General features: G+C 74.6%; 11 protein-coding genes and 3 pseudogenes. All 14 read right to left on the reverse strand.

Annotated features, from left to right (window positions below; genetic code table 11):
- Positions 1-16: 16 nt before the first annotated feature.
- Positions 17-406, reverse strand: coding sequence for a signal peptidase I (gene lepB, locus QQK22_RS08735; RefSeq protein ID WP_284250574.1), 390 nt, complete (start codon positions 404-406; stop codon positions 17-19).
- Between the two features lie 100 nt (positions 407-506).
- Positions 507-848, reverse strand: a complete 342-nt coding sequence (gene rplS, locus QQK22_RS08740) for a 50S ribosomal protein L19 (protein WP_284250575.1) — start codon at positions 846-848, stop codon at positions 507-509.
- 160 nt (positions 849-1008) lie between these two features.
- Positions 1009-1464, reverse strand: a complete 456-nt coding sequence (locus tag QQK22_RS19270) for a GNAT family N-acetyltransferase (RefSeq protein ID WP_284252637.1) — start codon at positions 1462-1464, stop codon at positions 1009-1011.
- Between the two features lie 114 nt (positions 1465-1578).
- Positions 1579-2373 (reverse strand): annotated as a pseudogene (gene trmD / locus QQK22_RS19275) (tRNA (guanosine(37)-N1)-methyltransferase TrmD); the annotation flags it as partial.
- 2 nt (positions 2374-2375) lie between these two features.
- Positions 2376-2963, reverse strand: a complete 588-nt coding sequence (gene rimM, locus QQK22_RS08755; RefSeq protein ID WP_284250576.1) for a ribosome maturation factor RimM — start codon at positions 2961-2963, stop codon at positions 2376-2378.
- Between the two features lie 142 nt (positions 2964-3105).
- Positions 3106-3342 (reverse strand): RNA-binding protein, encoded by a 237-nt coding sequence (locus QQK22_RS08760; RefSeq protein WP_284250577.1) that lies wholly within the window; start codon positions 3340-3342, stop codon positions 3106-3108.
- A gap of 5 nt (positions 3343-3347) precedes the next feature.
- Positions 3348-3794, reverse strand: a complete 447-nt coding sequence (rpsP, locus tag QQK22_RS08765; protein ID WP_284250578.1) for a 30S ribosomal protein S16 — start codon at positions 3792-3794, stop codon at positions 3348-3350.
- A 188-nt stretch (positions 3795-3982) separates the two neighbouring features.
- A pseudogene (ffh, locus tag QQK22_RS08770) lies at positions 3983-5568 on the reverse strand (signal recognition particle protein).
- Between the two features lie 30 nt (positions 5569-5598).
- Positions 5599-7416 (reverse strand): [protein-PII] uridylyltransferase, encoded by a 1818-nt coding sequence (locus tag QQK22_RS08775; protein ID WP_284250579.1) that lies wholly within the window; start codon positions 7414-7416, stop codon positions 5599-5601.
- Between the two features lie 6 nt (positions 7417-7422).
- Complete coding sequence (locus QQK22_RS08780) at positions 7423-7761, reverse strand: P-II family nitrogen regulator (RefSeq protein ID WP_284250580.1); 339 nt, start codon at positions 7759-7761, stop codon at positions 7423-7425.
- Positions 7761-9032 carry an ammonium transporter gene (locus QQK22_RS08785; protein WP_284250581.1) on the reverse strand — a complete coding sequence of 424 codons (1272 nt, stop codon included), beginning with the start codon at positions 9030-9032 and terminating at the stop codon, positions 7761-7763. Before QQK22_RS08785 ends, QQK22_RS08780 begins: the two co-directional genes overlap by 1 nt.
- Positions 9033-9197: 165 nt before the next feature.
- Positions 9198-10376, reverse strand: a complete 1179-nt coding sequence (gene ftsY, locus QQK22_RS08790; protein ID WP_284250582.1) for a signal recognition particle-docking protein FtsY — start codon at positions 10374-10376, stop codon at positions 9198-9200.
- Positions 10373-10762 (reverse strand): hypothetical protein, encoded by a 390-nt coding sequence (locus QQK22_RS08795; protein ID WP_284250583.1) that lies wholly within the window; start codon positions 10760-10762, stop codon positions 10373-10375. The genes ftsY and QQK22_RS08795 overlap by 4 nt, the downstream gene beginning before the upstream one ends.
- A 78-nt stretch (positions 10763-10840) precedes the next feature.
- Positions 10841-14511, reverse strand: a pseudogene (gene smc / locus QQK22_RS08800) (chromosome segregation protein SMC).
- Positions 14512-14562 lie beyond the last annotated feature (51 nt).

Consider the following 14562-nt stretch of genomic DNA (forward strand, 5'->3'; position numbering starts at 1 on the left):
AACTCGCCGACGTCGGTCAGCAGGGCGCGCGCACGGTTGGAGTCGGGGGCTCCGGCGGGAGCCAGCCACCCGGGTCCACGAACACGACGATGTCGCCCCGGTTCACGTCGAACGGGCCGGGCGCCAGGCGCGACACGAGGACGCGGTCGCCGACGTCGAGCGTCGACTCCATCGACTCCGACGGGATGTAGAACGCCTGGGCGAGGAAGGTCTTGATGAGCAGCGACAGCACGAGCGCCGAGCCGAGGACGATGACGGCCTCGCGCAGCGCCGAGACACCGCGACCCCGGCGCGGTCGCTCCGACGCGCCCGCCTTCGCGGCCGAGGTCGTCTCGGGAGCCGCCGTCGACTCCACCTCCTGGTCCCGCCGGGGGACGACGGAGCCCGGCTCGTCCGGGTCGGTCATGGGTGATCCTTCCGCGGACGGCCGGGCTCGTCGACGATCGGTGCACGATCGCCTGCTGCTGCGAGCCTACGCGAGGCCGGCTCGGTTCAGCGGCTGGTGATCAGCGCTTCTCCTTGATCTTGGCCGCCTTGCCGCGCAGCTTGCGCAGGTAGTACAGCTTGGCGCGGCGCACGTCACCGCGCGTGACGACCTCGATGTGGTCGATCGCCGGGGTGTGGAGCGGGAAGATGCGCTCGACGCCGACGCCGAAGCTCACCTTGCGGATCGTGAAGGTCTCGCTGACGCCACCGTGGGCGCGGGCGATGACGACGCCCTGGAAGACCTGGACGCGGGAGCGGTTGCCCTCGACGACCTTGACGTGCACCTTGAGGGTGTCACCGGCGCGGAACGCGGGGATGTCGTCGCGCAGCGAGGCTGCGTCGACGGAGTCGAGCTTGCGCATGTCTACTCCTCATCGTGCGCCGGCAGGTCACACGCTGGATCGACGGTGCTCGTGGCACCGAGGTGGTGGGAGGTGCGTGCCGCGCGGACCCGGACGCCCCCACCCCTGCGGCAGTGGGAGCACGGGGTGGGCCCGGAGGACCACCGCACGACTCGGCGCCCTAGTCTGCCACACCCGCGGGCAGCGGCCGGACCATCACGTGGTCGCGGTGGTCGACCTCACCCACGCGGTAGGTCCGCTCGCCCACGACGGCGAAGCCGGCGCGCGCGTAGAACGCCGCGGCCCCGGCGTTGCGGCCGTTGACGCCGAGCCAGAGGTGGTCGGCGCCGTCCCGGCTCGCCCGCTCGACGACGGCGGCCACCAGCGCCCGCGCGACACCCGCACCCTGGGCCCGGGGCAGCACGTAGCACTTGGACAGCTCGGCCGGTGCGTCGCCGGCCCCGGCGGGGGCGCCGTCGTCGGCCGCGGCGCTCGCACCGGTCCGCACGAGCGCGTAGCCGAGGGGGACGTCGCCCACGTCGCACGCGAGGACGATCGTGACGTCGGCGTCGGCCAGGTGACGGGCGAACGCCTCGGTCGACAGGTGGGCCGCGACGTGGGCGCGGATGTCCCCCATGGTGGTCTCGGCGGGGCACGCGAGCGCGAAGGTCGTGGCCGCGAGGTCGGCCAGGAGCGCGGCGTCGCCCTCGTGCGCCGAGCGGATCGTCACCGGACCGATCAGCCGGCCGTGCCTGCCGCGGACGACGCCCGCCTCGGCCAGGGTCACCACGTCGAGCTCGTCGAGCCCGTCGAGCCGGGCCACCAGCTCGGGGCGCCGCTCGACCGTGCGCCGCAGCGACTGCTCGCGCCGCCAGCGCGCCACGCGGGCGTGGTCGCCCGAGAGCAGCACCGGCGGGACCTCGTGCCCGTCCCAGTCCGCGGGCCGGGTGTAGACGGGGTACTCCAGCACGGCCTCGTGCGTGAAGGACTCCTCGACGACCGAGTCGGGGTTGCCGAGAACCCCCGGCAGCAGCCGCACGACCGCCTCGAGCAGGGCCAGGGCAGCCACCTCTCCCCCGTTGAGCACGAAGTCGCCGAGGGAGAACTCCACGACGCGGCGGACGTCGGCGCGTTCGCGCAGCGCGGGGACGAGTCGGGCGTCGATGCCTTCGTAGCGGCCGCACGCGATCACGGCGCGGACGTCGGGGGCCGCCAGCTCGTCGGCGAGCTCCTGCGCGAACGCCTGCGTCAGGGGGCGACCCGACGGCGTCGGGACGAGGACGACGAGCTCGCGCTCGTCGGGTGAGGCGTCGCCGTCGACGGCGGTCGCGGCGATCGCGCGCTCCCACACGTCCGGTCGCATCACCATGCCCGCGCCGCCCCCGAACGGGGCGTCGTCGACGGTGCGGTGGCGGTCCGTGGTCTGCGCCCGCAGGTCGTGGACCCGCAGGTCGACCAGACCGCCCGTGCGCGCCTTCCCCAGGAGCGAGAGGTCCAGCGGCGCGAGGTAGTCGGGGAAGATCGTGACGACGTCGAGACGGGGCACGCTCACGCGTCTCGCTCCTCGTCGTGGTGGGAGATGGCGTCGGCCGCGTCGGCCTCGTCGTCCTCGTCCTCGAGCGGCTCGTCCGCGAGCAGCCCGCCCGGGGGCACCAGGACGACGAACCCGCCCGCGACGTCGACCACCGGCACCACGGCCAGCACGAACGGCACGAGGGTCCGCGCGCCCGAGGGCTCCCGCAGCACGAGGACGTCGTGCGCCGGCATGGCGCGCACCTCGAGCACGGTGCCGAGGTCGCGCCCGTCCTCGCCCCGCGCGGCCAGCCCCGCGAGGTCCTGCGGGTACCAGGCGTCCTCCTCCTGCTGCTCCTGCCCGAGGATCAGCAGGCCCCGCATGGCCTCGGCGTCGGTCCGGTCGGTGACCTGCTCGAACGCGATCGTGGCGCGCCCCGACGCCTCGCGCAGGCGCACCACCGTGAGCTCGCCGACCAGCGGGTCGTCGGTCACGACGACGGCCCCGGCCGCGAGCCGGGACGGGTCGTCGGTGCGCACCTCGATCCGCACCTCGCCGCGCAGACCGTGCGCGGCGCCGATGCGTCCGAGGATGACGTGCCCCTGCGGGATGACGCTGCTCAACGGTGGTCCTCTCGTGCCGCGGGCGGTGGGGGTGCGGTGGGGGCTGTGGTGGGGCGAGGGGGCTGAGGCGGCCGGAACGAACGAACCGCCCGCCCCGGGCGGGGCAGGCGGTTCGTCACGACGACGGCCGTCGTGGTGAGGGTCAGCGGCGGTCGACGTCGACGACGTCGATGCGCACCGGCGTGGTGGTCAGCGACCCGACCACGGTGCGCAGCGCGCGCGCCGTGCGACCGGCGCGTCCGATGACCCGGCCGAGGTCGGCGGGGTTGACGCGCAGCTCGAGGAGCTCACCGCGTCGCGCGGGGCGCGCGGTGACCCGGACGTCGTCCGGGTTGTCCACGATGCCGCGGACGAGGTGCTCCAGCGCGTCGGCCAGCACGGGTCTCAGGCCTCGTCAGACTCGGCCGGAGCGTCGGCGTCGGCCTTCGCAGCAGCGGCGTCGGCGGCGGCCTTCTTCTCCGAGGCCTTGGCCTTGCGGAGCTCGGCGTCGGCGTCCGCGGCGGCGATCGCGTCGGCGGCGGCGGTGCTCTCACCGGCGCCGGCCTTGGTGCGCAGGGTCCCCTCGGCGCCCGGCAGGCCCTTGGCCTTCTGCCAGTCACCGGTGACCTTCAGCAGCGCGAGGACCTGCTCGGTCGGCTGCGCGCCGACACCGAGCCAGTACTGCGCACGCTCGGAGGAGATGTCGATGAGCGACGGCTCCTCGGTGGGGTGGTACTTGCCGATCTCCTCGATCACACGACCGTCCCGACGGGTGCGGGAGTCGGCGACGACGACGCGGTAGTAGGGGGCGCGGATCTTGCCCAGGCGCTTGAGGCGAATCTTGACTGCCACGGTGGTGGTACTCCTGATGAGGTTGGGATGAGTGCGACTCCTGCGGGCGTGGGGCACCCACCGACTCGAAGCTCGGGACACGACCCACCGCGGAGAGAGGGCCGCGACGGCCGGGTTCAACCGGACATTCTGCCAGACGCGGCGCCGTGCTGCCGCACCGGACAGGCCCGGCTGGGTCGGCGGCGGCGTCAGCGGCCGAAGAGCTTGCCGAGACCCTCGGGGATCTCGAGCTTGCCGGGGTTCTCCTGCGGCGCACCGAGCCCGAACGCCGAGCCCGACGGCGCCGCCGCCGACTTCTCCTCCGCCGCCCGCGCCGCCGCGGCGCGCTTGGCCGGGTTCCCGCTCTTCGACTTCTTCCCGCGCTGCACCGGCGCGGCCATGCGGCCCTTGGACTTCTTGCCACCGCCGGGCAGCGACCCCATGCCGAAGCCGCCCGGGCCGCCACCCATGCCCGGCATCCCGGGCATGCCGCCACCCTTCGCCATGGATCGCATCATCGTCTTGGCCTGGTCGAACCGGTCGAGGAGACCGTTGACCTCGGTCACGGTCGTCCCGGAGCCCCGCGCGATGCGGGAGCGGCGCGAACCGTTGAGGATCTTGGGGTTGGTGCGCTCCCCGGCGTCATCGAGCGCACGATCGCCTCGACGCGGTCGACCTCGCGCTCGTCGAAGTTCTCCAGCTGCTCGCGGATCTGCCCCATGCCGGGCAGCATCCCCAGCATCTTCTTCATCGAGCCGAGCTGCTTCATCTGCTGCATCTGCTGCAGGAAGTCGTCCAGCGTGAAGTCGCCGTCGCCCGCGATCTTGTTGGCCAGCTCGGCGGCCTGGTCCTCGTCGAAGGCCCGCTCGGCCTGCTCGATGAGCGTCATCATGTCGCCCATGTCGAGGATGCGCGAGGCCATCCGGTCGGCGTGGAAGCGCTCGAAGTCGCCGACCTTCTCACCGGTCGAGGCGAACATCACGGGCTTGCCGGTGACCGAGGAGACCGACAGCGCGGCGCCACCGCGCGCGTCGCCGTCGAGCTTGGAGAGCACGACACCGGTGAACCCGACACCCTGCGCGAACGCGTTCGCCGTCGTGACCGCGTCCTGACCGATCATCGCGTCGATGACGAAGAACGTCTCGTCGGGGCGCACCGCGTCGCGGATGTCCGCGGCCTGCTGCATCAGCTCGGCGTCGATGCCGAGGCGGCCGGCGGTGTCGACGACGACGACGTCGTAGAACTGCTCGCGCGCGTGCGCCACACCCGTGCGCGCCACCTCGACGGGGTCGCCGACGCCGTTGCCCGGCTCGGGCGACCACACCGCCACACCGGCGCCGCGCCCCACGATCTCGAGCTGCTGCACGGCATTGGGGCGCTGCAGGTCGGAGGCCACGAGGAGCGGCGTGTGCCCGGCGTCCCTGAGCCACTTGCCGAGCTTGCCCGCGAGGGTCGTCTTACCGGCACCCTGGAGGCCGGCGAGCATGATGACCGTCGGCGGCCGCTTGGCGAAGGAGATCTCGCGGGTGGCACCCCCGAGGATCCGGGTGAGCTCCTCGTGCACGATCTTGACGATCTGCTGCGCCGGGTTCAGCGCCCTGGAGACCTCGGCGGCCTCGGCGCGCTCGCGCACCGTCGCCGTGAAGTCGCGCACGACCGGCAGCGCCACGTCGGCATCGAGCAGCGCACGGCGGATCTCGGCGATCGAGGCCGCGATGTCGGCGTCGGACAGCCGGCCGCGCCCGCGCAGGGACGAGACGGCCGCGTTGATGCGGTCGGACAGGGTGGCGAACACGGCTTCAACCTCGCTGGAACTCGGGAGAGGTCAGGATATCGCGAGCGCGTCGCGCGCCCGGGCGGTCAGCGCGTCCACGAGCGAGGCGCGCCACGGCGTCCAGGCCTTCGGGCCCGCCGCACGGGCGTCGGCCTCCGTGAGGACGCGCAGCAGCTCGAGCAGCGACGCGTCGTGGCCGAGGGCGTCGAGCAGCTCGCGAGCCGTGGCGGGATCCTCGACGTCGCGCCGCGTCGCGAGCTCCACGAGCAGCAGGTGGTGGCGCACGAGCGTGACGACGTCGGCCGCGTCCCGGCCACCGACCCCCACGACGTCCAGCAGCCCCGGGACGATCTCCGCCCCCGTCACCGAGTGGTCGTGCGCGCCCGCGACCTTGCCGATGTCGTGGAACAGCGCGGTCAGCAGGAGCACGTCGCGGCGGGGAACGTCGGCCGACAGCTCGGCCGCCCAGGCGGCGCACTCGATCAGGTGGCGGTCGACGGTGAAGGTGTGGATCGGGTTGCGCTGCGGACGGTTGCGCACCGCCGACCACTGCGGGAACCAGCGCGTGACGATGCCCGCGAGGTCGAGCGCCTCCCACACGTCGACCTGCGCGTGCCCGCTGCCGAGCAGCGTGAGCAGGTCCTCGCGCGCGGCACGCGGCCACGGCGTCGGGAGCGGCGCGGCCCGGGTGAGGGAGTGCACGCTCACCGGCGAGATGGGCAGGCCCGTGCGTGCGGCCGTCGCCGCGGCGCGCACCGCGAGCAGCGGGTCGTCGGCGGGCCGCGCCGTCGCCGCGAGCACGAGCTCGCCGTCGTGCTCCACGAGGTCCTGCGCGACGGCGCGCAGCCGCGGCGCCATCCGTCGCCCCCGCACCACGATCGGCCGCCACGTGGGCGCGGGTCGGCGCAGCGCCTGACGCGCGCGGCGGACCGTGACGTCGAAGCCGTAGGAGACGGTCCGGGCGGCCTGCGCGATCGAGGCGAGCAGCTCGTCGCGGTCGGGGTAGCCCAGGCGCGCGGCGACGGCGTCGGAGTCCGCCTGCAGGAGGCGGCTCGTGTGCCGGCCGGTCTCCAGCGCGACGGCGTCGCGCACCGTCAGCAGGTGGTCCCGGGCGCGGTCGAACTCCCCGTGCGGCTTGTCCGTCAGCCACGTCGAGGCCAGCGCCCCGACGATGACGGCGTCCCGGATCCCGCCGCGCGCCTCCTTGAGGTCGCCCTCGACGAGGTAGGCCAGCTCACCGCTGCGCTCGGCGCGGGTGCGCGCCGACGTCAGGAGCTCGGGCAGCCGGCGGCGCGCGGCGCCGCGCCAGTCCTCGAGGACCGCGGTCCGCGCCCGCAGCACGACGCTCTCGTCACCCGCGACGTGGCGCAGCTCCAGGAGCCCGACGGCGGCCACGAGGTCCTTGCTCGCGATCTGCCGGCACTGCGCCAGGGTCCGCACGGAGTGGTCGAGGTCGAGGCCCGCGTCCCAGATCGGGTACCAGAGCGCGGAGGCGAGCGCCTCGACCTGCTCCTGCGTCAGGCTGCGGCCGTCGTGCACCAGCAGGCAGTCGAGGTCGCTCGTGGGTCCGGCGTCGCGTCGGGCGAGCGAGCCGACGACGGCGAGCGCTACCCCGGTCCCGTCGATGCCCAGCCGGGCGGTCGCGGCGGTCCACTCGTGCGCCAGGGCGGCGTCGACGACGTCGGCGACGTGGCGCCGGTACGCCTCGCCGGTGCGCAGGACGTGCTCCCCCGGACCGGTGCCGGTGCCGGCCGCGGGCGGGTGCTGCGCGCTCGGGCCCCCGGGGAGCGTGAGCAGAACACGCCGGAGGTCCCGCACCCCGGGGTGCGGGACCTCCTCGTGCTCCACGGGTGTGGAGTCGTCGATCATCGCGGGCTACAGCGCTCCTGCTCCGCGCTCACCCGTGCGGACCCGGACGACGTCCTCGACCGGCACGACCCAGACCTTGCCGTCGCCGATCTTGCCGGTCTGCGCGGCCTGCACGATCACGTCGGCGACGGCGGTGCCGGCCTCCGACTCGACCAGGACCTCGACGCGGACCTTCGGGACCAGGTCGACCGTGTACTCGGCGCCGCGGTAGACCTCGGTGTGCCCGCGCTGGCGGCCGTAGCCGCTCGCCTCGCTCACCGTCATGCCACGGATGCCCGCGGCCTCGAGCGCTGCCTTGACGTCGTCGAGCCGGTGCGGCTGGATGACTGCGGTGACGAGCTTCATCACTTGACCTCCGATGCGATGCGGGCGGGCGCGATGTCGTAGGCCGACTCGCTGTGCTCACCGAGGTCGATCCCTGCGACCTCGGTCTCCTCGGCGACGCGCCACCCCATGGTGGCCTTGATGGCGAGGCCGATGACGAGGGTCACGACACCGGAGATCACGATCGCCACGAGGGCGATGATCGCCTGGACCGCGAGCTGACCCACACCGCCACCGTAGAACAGACCACGCTCGCCGGTGGCGAGGAAGCCGAGGGCGAGGGTGCCCCAGAGGCCGGCGACGAGGTGGACGCCGACGACGTCGAGCGAGTCGTCGTAGCCGAGCTTGTACTTCAGGCCGACGGCGAGGGCCGACAGGGCGCCCGCGATCAGGCCGAGCGGGATCGCCCCGACCGGGGAGATGTCGCCGGCGGCCGGCGTGACGGCGACGAGGCCGGCCACGACGCCGGACGCGGCACCGAGCGAGGTCGGGTGACCGTCGCGGATCTTCTCGATGACGAGCCAGCCGAGGATGGCGGCCGCGGTGGCCGTGGTGGTGTTGACCCAGGCGAGACCGGCAGCGCCGTCGGCGCCGTAGGCGGACCCACCGTTGAAGCCGAACCAGCCGAACCACAGCAGACCGGCACCGAGCATGACCAGCGTGAGGTTGTGCGGGCGCATCGGCTCACGGCCGAAGCCCTTGCGCTTGCCGATGATCAGCGCGAGCACCAGCGCCGCGACACCGGCGTTGATGTGGACCACCGTGCCGCCGGCGAAGTCGATCGGCGAGGCGATCGAGGCGAACGGGCCCTCGTCGCTCAGCAGACCGCCGCTCCAGACCATGTGCGCCATCGGGAAGTAGGAGAGCGTCACCCAGATGGCGGTGAAGACCAGCCACGGGGCGAACCGGACGCGGTCGGCGATCGCACCGGAGATGAGAGCCACGGTGATGATCGCGAACGTGGCCTGGAAGCCGACGTCGACGATCGTGGGCAGACCGTCGACGATCACGGCGGAGCCGTCCTCGGCGAAGATGTTGCCGCCGCTGAGACCGAACTCGGCGAACGGGTTGCCGAAGAACCCGCCGACGCTCTCGCCGTAGGACATCGACCAGCCCCACAGCACGTAGACGACGCCGACCACGCCCATGGCGCCGAACGACATCATCATCATGTTCAGCACGGACTTCGACCGGGTCATGCCGCCGTAGAACAGCGCGAGCCCGGGAGTCATCAGGAGCACCAGGGACGCCGATGTCAGCATCCACGCGGTGAGTCCGCTGTCCAACTCCATTGCAGCTACCTCTCGTCGTCGTCACGACCCCGTGGTCGCGTTCACGGTGACGAGGTTGCCGAAACGGAGTTACCTGGCCGGGAGGTCGGTGTTACGAACGCGTGACGAAAGCGCGGCCGACGTGAACATCTCGTTGCCCGGGCGCCTCGTACCGCATCGTGGACGTCAGCCGAGCAGGGCGTCGACGAACTCCTCGGGCACGAAGGGCGCGAGGTCGTCGGCCCCCTCGCCCAGTCCCACGAGCTTCACGGGGATGCCGAGCTCGCGCTGCACGGCGACGACGATGCCGCCCTTGGCGCTGCCGTCCAGCTTGGTCAGCACGATGCCCGTGAGGTGCGCGACCTCGGCGAACACCCGGGCCTGACGCAGGCCGTTCTGGCCGGTCGTGGCGTCGAGCACCAGCAGCGACTCCGCGATCGGGGCGGTGCGCGAGGCCACCCGCACGATCTTGCCGAGCTCGTCCATGAGTCCGGCCTTGTTCTGGAGCCGGCCGGCCGTGTCGATGATGACGACGTCGGCGCCGGCCTGCGCGCCCGCGGTCACGGCGTCGTGCGCGACGCTCGCGGGATCGGCGCCGTCCCTGTCCGAGCGCACGACGTCGACCCCGACGCGGGCGCCCCACGTCGCGAGCTGGTCGGCGGCCGCGGCCCGGAACGTGTCGGCAGCGCCCAGCACGACGTCGCGGTCCTGCGCCACCAGGAGCCGGGCGAGCTTGCCGACGGTCGTGGTCTTGCCGGTGCCGTTGACGCCCACGACCAGGACGGTGGCCGGCCGGGGCTCGCCGTCGGCACCGAGGACGGGCGACGTGGCGAGCGAGCGGTCCATGCCCGGGTCCACCTGCTCGAGCAGGAGCTCGCGCAGGAGGGCGCGCACGGCCGCCGGGTCGCGGGTGCCGTCCACGCGCAGGCGCGTGCGCAGGTTCGCGAGCAGCGCCGTCGTGGGGTCGATGCCGAGGTCGGCCTGCAGGAGCGTCTCCTCGAGCTCCTCCCAGGCGGCCTCGTCGAGGTGGTCGCGGCCGAGGACGCCGAGCAGGGCCTGACCGAGCACGCCGGAGCGCGCCAGCCGCGAGCGCAGGCGCACGAGGCGCGAGGGGACGCTCTCGGGCGTCTGCAGCGCGGGCGGGACCGCGGCCGGTGCCGTGGCCGACGGCGCGGTCGCCGTCGGAGCGGGACCGTCACCGTCGTGCTCGCGCTGCCCGCCCGAACCGGGTGCGCCGGGTGCGCCGGGCGTGGTGCCGGGGCCGGCGTGCCGCCGTCGGGCGCGCAGGACCAGCGCCGTGACGACGCCCGCGACCAGCAGGACGCCGAGGACGATCGCGACGATCGTCCAGACCTGGGTGCTCACGCGTCACCCCGTCCGTAGGCGCCCCGGCGATCGGCCAGCGCCCGCTGGCGAGCGCCGATCGCGACGGTCAGCTCCTCGAACCTGTCCTCGTACCGCTGCGGGACGGTGAGGTAGCCGTGGTCGGGCTCCCCCTCGCGCAGGAGGTCGCTCAGCCCCACCACCTCGCCCTCGGCGGCATCGCGCATCTCGGTGACCGCGCCACCGCTGAGACGGTCGCGGCCGGGGCGGGCGGCGCTCGCGTCACCACCCTCGAGGGGGCGCATCGTCTCGCGCAGCCACGTGCGATACCCCGCCTCGGGTCGGCGCGCGAGGATCATCGCGACGAGCAGGCCCGCGGCGAGCAGCACCGCGAGGCAGACGGCCCAGAAGGCGGAGGTGGCAGGCATGCCCCCAGTATCCCGGCCGCGCCACGCCCGTGCGGGGTCGGGACACGGGACCACCTCGTGAAGGTCTCGTGAGTTGACTCACAGGGGCGCGACGACGCGTCCGGCCCCGGCGGCGTCGTCACCGACACCGTCCTCGTCCTCGCGCTCGATGCGCTGGCTGATGACGGCGGAGACGCCGTCGCCCTGCATCGTGACGCCGTAGAGCGCGTCGGCGATCTCCATCGTCCGTTTCTGGTGCGTGATCACGATGAGCTGGGAGCTCGCGCGGAGCTCGCGGAAGATCTCCAGGAGCCGGCCGAGGTTGACGTCGTCGAGCGCGGCCTCGACCTCGTCCATCACGTAGAACGGGCTCGGTCGAGCCTTGAAGATGGCCACGAGGAGCGCGACGGCGGTCAGCGACCGCTCACCGCCCGAGAGCAGCGAGAGCCGCTTGACCTTCTTGCCCGGTGGTCGCGCCTCCACCTCGATGCCGGTGGTCAGCATGTCGTCGGGATCGGTCAGGAGCAGCCGCCCCTCACCCCCGGGGAACAGCCGCGCGAAGACGCCGTCGAACTCGCGCCGCACGTCCTCCCACGCCTCCCGGAAGACCTGCTCGACGCGGACGTCGATCTCGCGCACGATCTCCAGCAGGTCGGCGCGCGAGCGGCGCACGTCGGCCACCTGCTGCACGAGGAAGGAGTGGCGCTCCTCCAGCGCGGCGTGCTCCTCGAGCGCGAGCGGGTTGACCTTCCCCAGCAGCGCGAGCGCCCGCTCGGCGGCGCGCAGCCGCTTCGTCTGCTCGGCGCGGTCGAAGGCGACGACCGGCGCCTCCTCGCCGTCGGCGACCTCGACGCCCAGGACCGGCACCGGGACGTCGGGGCCGAACTCGGCCAGCAGCACCTCGGCCTCGAGACCCAGGTCGGCCACCGCGCGGGCCTCCAGCGCCTCGATGCGCAGCCGCTGCTCGGCGCGCGCGAGCTCGTCGCGGTGCGCCGCGTCGGACAGCTCGGCGGAGCGCCGCGCGTGCGCCTCGAGGCGCACCTTGACGGCCGCGAGGTCGGTGTCCTGCTGGGCGCGCACCTCCTGGGCGAGGTCGCGCTCGTCGGACGCCCGCGCCAGCGAGTGCTCGAGCAGGGTCAGGGCCTCACCCGCCACGCGCCGCACGTCGCGGGCCACCTCGGCGCGGGCCGCGCGTCGACGCTCCAGCTCGGCCGCGCGCACCCGGGCGGCGCGCTCGGTGCGCGCCGCACGCTCGAGGGAGGCCGCGCGGCCGGCCAGGGCGCGGGCGCGCTCCTCGACCGTGCGTGCGGCGAGCCGGGCGTCGGTCTCCGCCGCGCGGGCAGCGCGGGCCACCTCGGCCGCGGCGTCGCGGTGGGCGTTCGCGCGGTCGAGGTCGACGGCGACATCGGCCGGTGCGGCCTGCGCGGCCTCGAGCCGGGCCGCGAGCTCCGCGAGCTCGCCCTCGCGCTCCGCGCGCGAGGCCTCGGCGACGCCGATGGCCTGCGCCGCGCGCTCGGCCTCGGCGCGCGCCCCGCGGATCGCCGCACCCAGGCGCCCGAGGCGTTCGGCGACGGCGGTGAAGCGCGCGTCCGACGCGTGGAGGTCGGCGAGGGTGGCGTCGGCCGCGGCGCGGGTGCGCTCCAGCTCCTCCCGCGCCGCGGCGAGCGCGAACTCCGCGCGGTCACCGCGGCCGCGGGCCGCCTCGGCCATCCCGGCGGCCTCCTCCCGCGCGGCCGTGAGCGCGATGACGTTGCTGCTGGAACCGCCGCCGCCGCTGGCTCCCGTGGGGGTCACGACGTCGCCGTCACGGGTGACGGCCGCGGTGGGACCGACGACACCACGCGCCGTCGCCACCGCCTCGCGGGCCGCCACGAGGTCCTCGACCAGGACGACGCCGGCGAGCAGCGACGCGACGGCGCGCCCCACCCCCGCGGGCGCGACGACGTCGAGGGCCCAGACTCCGCCCGCCGGCGGGTCGGGTCGCGGAGACGGCGAAGGCGACGCGGGCGCATCGTCGTCGGGGTCGACGGGGTCGTCGGGGTCGTCGGGGTCGTCGGCCGCCACGAGGCGGACGAACCCGTGCCCGGCCTCGCGGGTCCAGCGCAGCACGTCGACCGCGGCCTCGACCGAGGTGACGACGGCGCCGTCGACCGCGTCGCCCAACGCGGCCGCGATGGCGCGCTCCCACCCCGCCTCGACCCCCAGGGCGTCGGCGAGCGGTCCACGGACGTCGGTGCGGTCGGCCGCCAGCAGCGCACCCGTCCCGTCGGTGCGCTCCAGCGAGAGCTCCAGCGCCTCGCGGCGTGCGCCCCAGCGCTCGCGCTCGGCGCGCGCGGCGCGCGCCTCCTCCTGCGCCTCGGTCAGGGCCGCCTCGGCCCGGGCGAGTGCCGCCGCCGCCTCCTCGTGCGCCGCGTCGAGCCCCTCCTCGCCCTCCTCGACACCGGCGGCCTGGAGCTCGAGCTGCGCGAACTCGGCCTCGGAGTCCACGGCGCGGCGCTCCGCGTCCTGGGCGACCCCGCGCAGCCGCTCGAGCTCGGCCGCCTGCGCCTCGGTGCGGCTGCGGACCGCCCCGACCTGCCCGGCGAGCCGCGCGAGGCCCTCGCGCCGGTCGGCGACACCGCGGTGCACGCCCGCGAGCTCGCGCTCGGCGGCGGCCGCGTCCCGCTCGGCATCCGTGCGTCCGTCGACCGCGGCGGCGAGGGCCGCCGTCGCAGCCTCCACCTCGACGGTGATCGCAGCCTCCGCCTCGCGGGCACGGGCCGCCTGGGCGTCCAGGTCGTCCGGGTCGGGTCCACCCGAACCGGTGCGGGCGGCACCACCGGCGTCACCGAGCAGCCGGCACCGCTCGTCCGCGAGCGTCGCCGTGCCGCGCAGCCGCTCGCGGAGCCCCGACAGGCGGTACCAGACCTCGGTCGCCTCGGCGAGGGCCGGGGCGGAGGCCGCCGCCGCCCGCTCGAGCGCGACGCTCTCGGCCCGCGCCGCCTCGAGCATCCGCTCGACCTCGTCCCGCGCCGCGGCGAGGGCCTCGACGTCGGCCGCGTCCGCCGCGTGGGCCGCGTGGGCCTGCGCGAGCTCGTCCGCCAGGAGCCGGGCGCGCGAGTCGCGCAGGTCCGCCTGGACGACGGCGGCGCGGCGCGCGACGTCGGCCTGCCGGGCGAGGGGGCCGAGCTGGCGCCGGATCTCGGAGACGAGGTCGGTGAGCCGCGCGAGGTTCGCGGCGGTGGACTCGAGCTTGCGGAGCGCCTTCTCCTTGCGCTTGCGGTGCTTGAGGATGCCCGCGGCCTCCTCGACGAAGCCCCGTCGCTCCTCGGGGGTCGCCCGGAGCACGGCGTCGAGCTGCCCCTGTCCGACGATGACGTGCATCTGTCGGCCGAGACCGGAGTCCGACAGCAGGTCCTGCACGTCGAGCAGGCGGCACGGCGTGCCGTTGATGGCGTACTCGGAGCCGCCCGAGGAGAACATCGTGCGCGAGATCGTGACCTCGGCGTAGTCGATGGGGAGCGCGCCGTCGGTGTTGTCGATCGTGAGGGTGACCTCGGCGCGTCCCAGCGGGGGCGGGAGGTGGTGCCGGCGAAGATGACGTCGGCCATCGACCCGCCGCGCAGGGACTTCGCGCCCTGCTCCCCCATCACCCACGAGAGCGCGTCCACGACGTTGGACTTGCCGGACCCGTTGGGACCGACGACGCAGGTGATGCCCGGCTCGAGACGCAGGGTCGTCGCCGACGCGAAGGACTTGAACCCTCGCAGCGTCAGCGTCCGCAGGTACACGGCCCCGAGCCTAGAGGGTGGCCGCCGCGGACGGCGCTCGGACGTCGGTCA

This window comes from Litorihabitans aurantiacus, from assembly GCF_030161595.1.
GTDB classification, from domain to species: domain Bacteria; phylum Actinomycetota; class Actinomycetes; order Actinomycetales; family Beutenbergiaceae; genus Litorihabitans; species Litorihabitans aurantiacus.

Bases quoted from the DNA above. Each gene is read 5' to 3' on its own strand.
- lepB (WP_284250574.1), bottom strand. From the start codon at position 406: ATGACCGACCCGGACGAGCCGGGCTCCGTCGTCCCCCGGCGGGACCAG.
- rplS (WP_284250575.1), bottom strand. From the start codon at position 848: ATGCGCAAGCTCGACTCCGTCGACGCAGCCTCGCTGCGCGACGACATC.
- QQK22_RS19270 (WP_284252637.1), bottom strand. From the start codon at position 1,464: ATGGGGGACATCCGCGCCCACGTCGCGGCCCACCTGTCGACCGAGGCG.
- QQK22_RS08775 (WP_284250579.1), bottom strand. From the start codon at position 7,416: ATGATCGACGACTCCACACCCGTGGAGCACGAGGAGGTCCCGCACCCC.
- QQK22_RS08780 (WP_284250580.1), bottom strand. From the start codon at position 7,761: ATGAAGCTCGTCACCGCAGTCATCCAGCCGCACCGGCTCGACGACGTC.
- QQK22_RS08785 (WP_284250581.1), bottom strand. From the start codon at position 9,032: ATGGAGTTGGACAGCGGACTCACCGCGTGGATGCTGACATCGGCGTCC.
- QQK22_RS08795 (WP_284250583.1), bottom strand. From the start codon at position 10,762: ATGCCTGCCACCTCCGCCTTCTGGGCCGTCTGCCTCGCGGTGCTGCTC.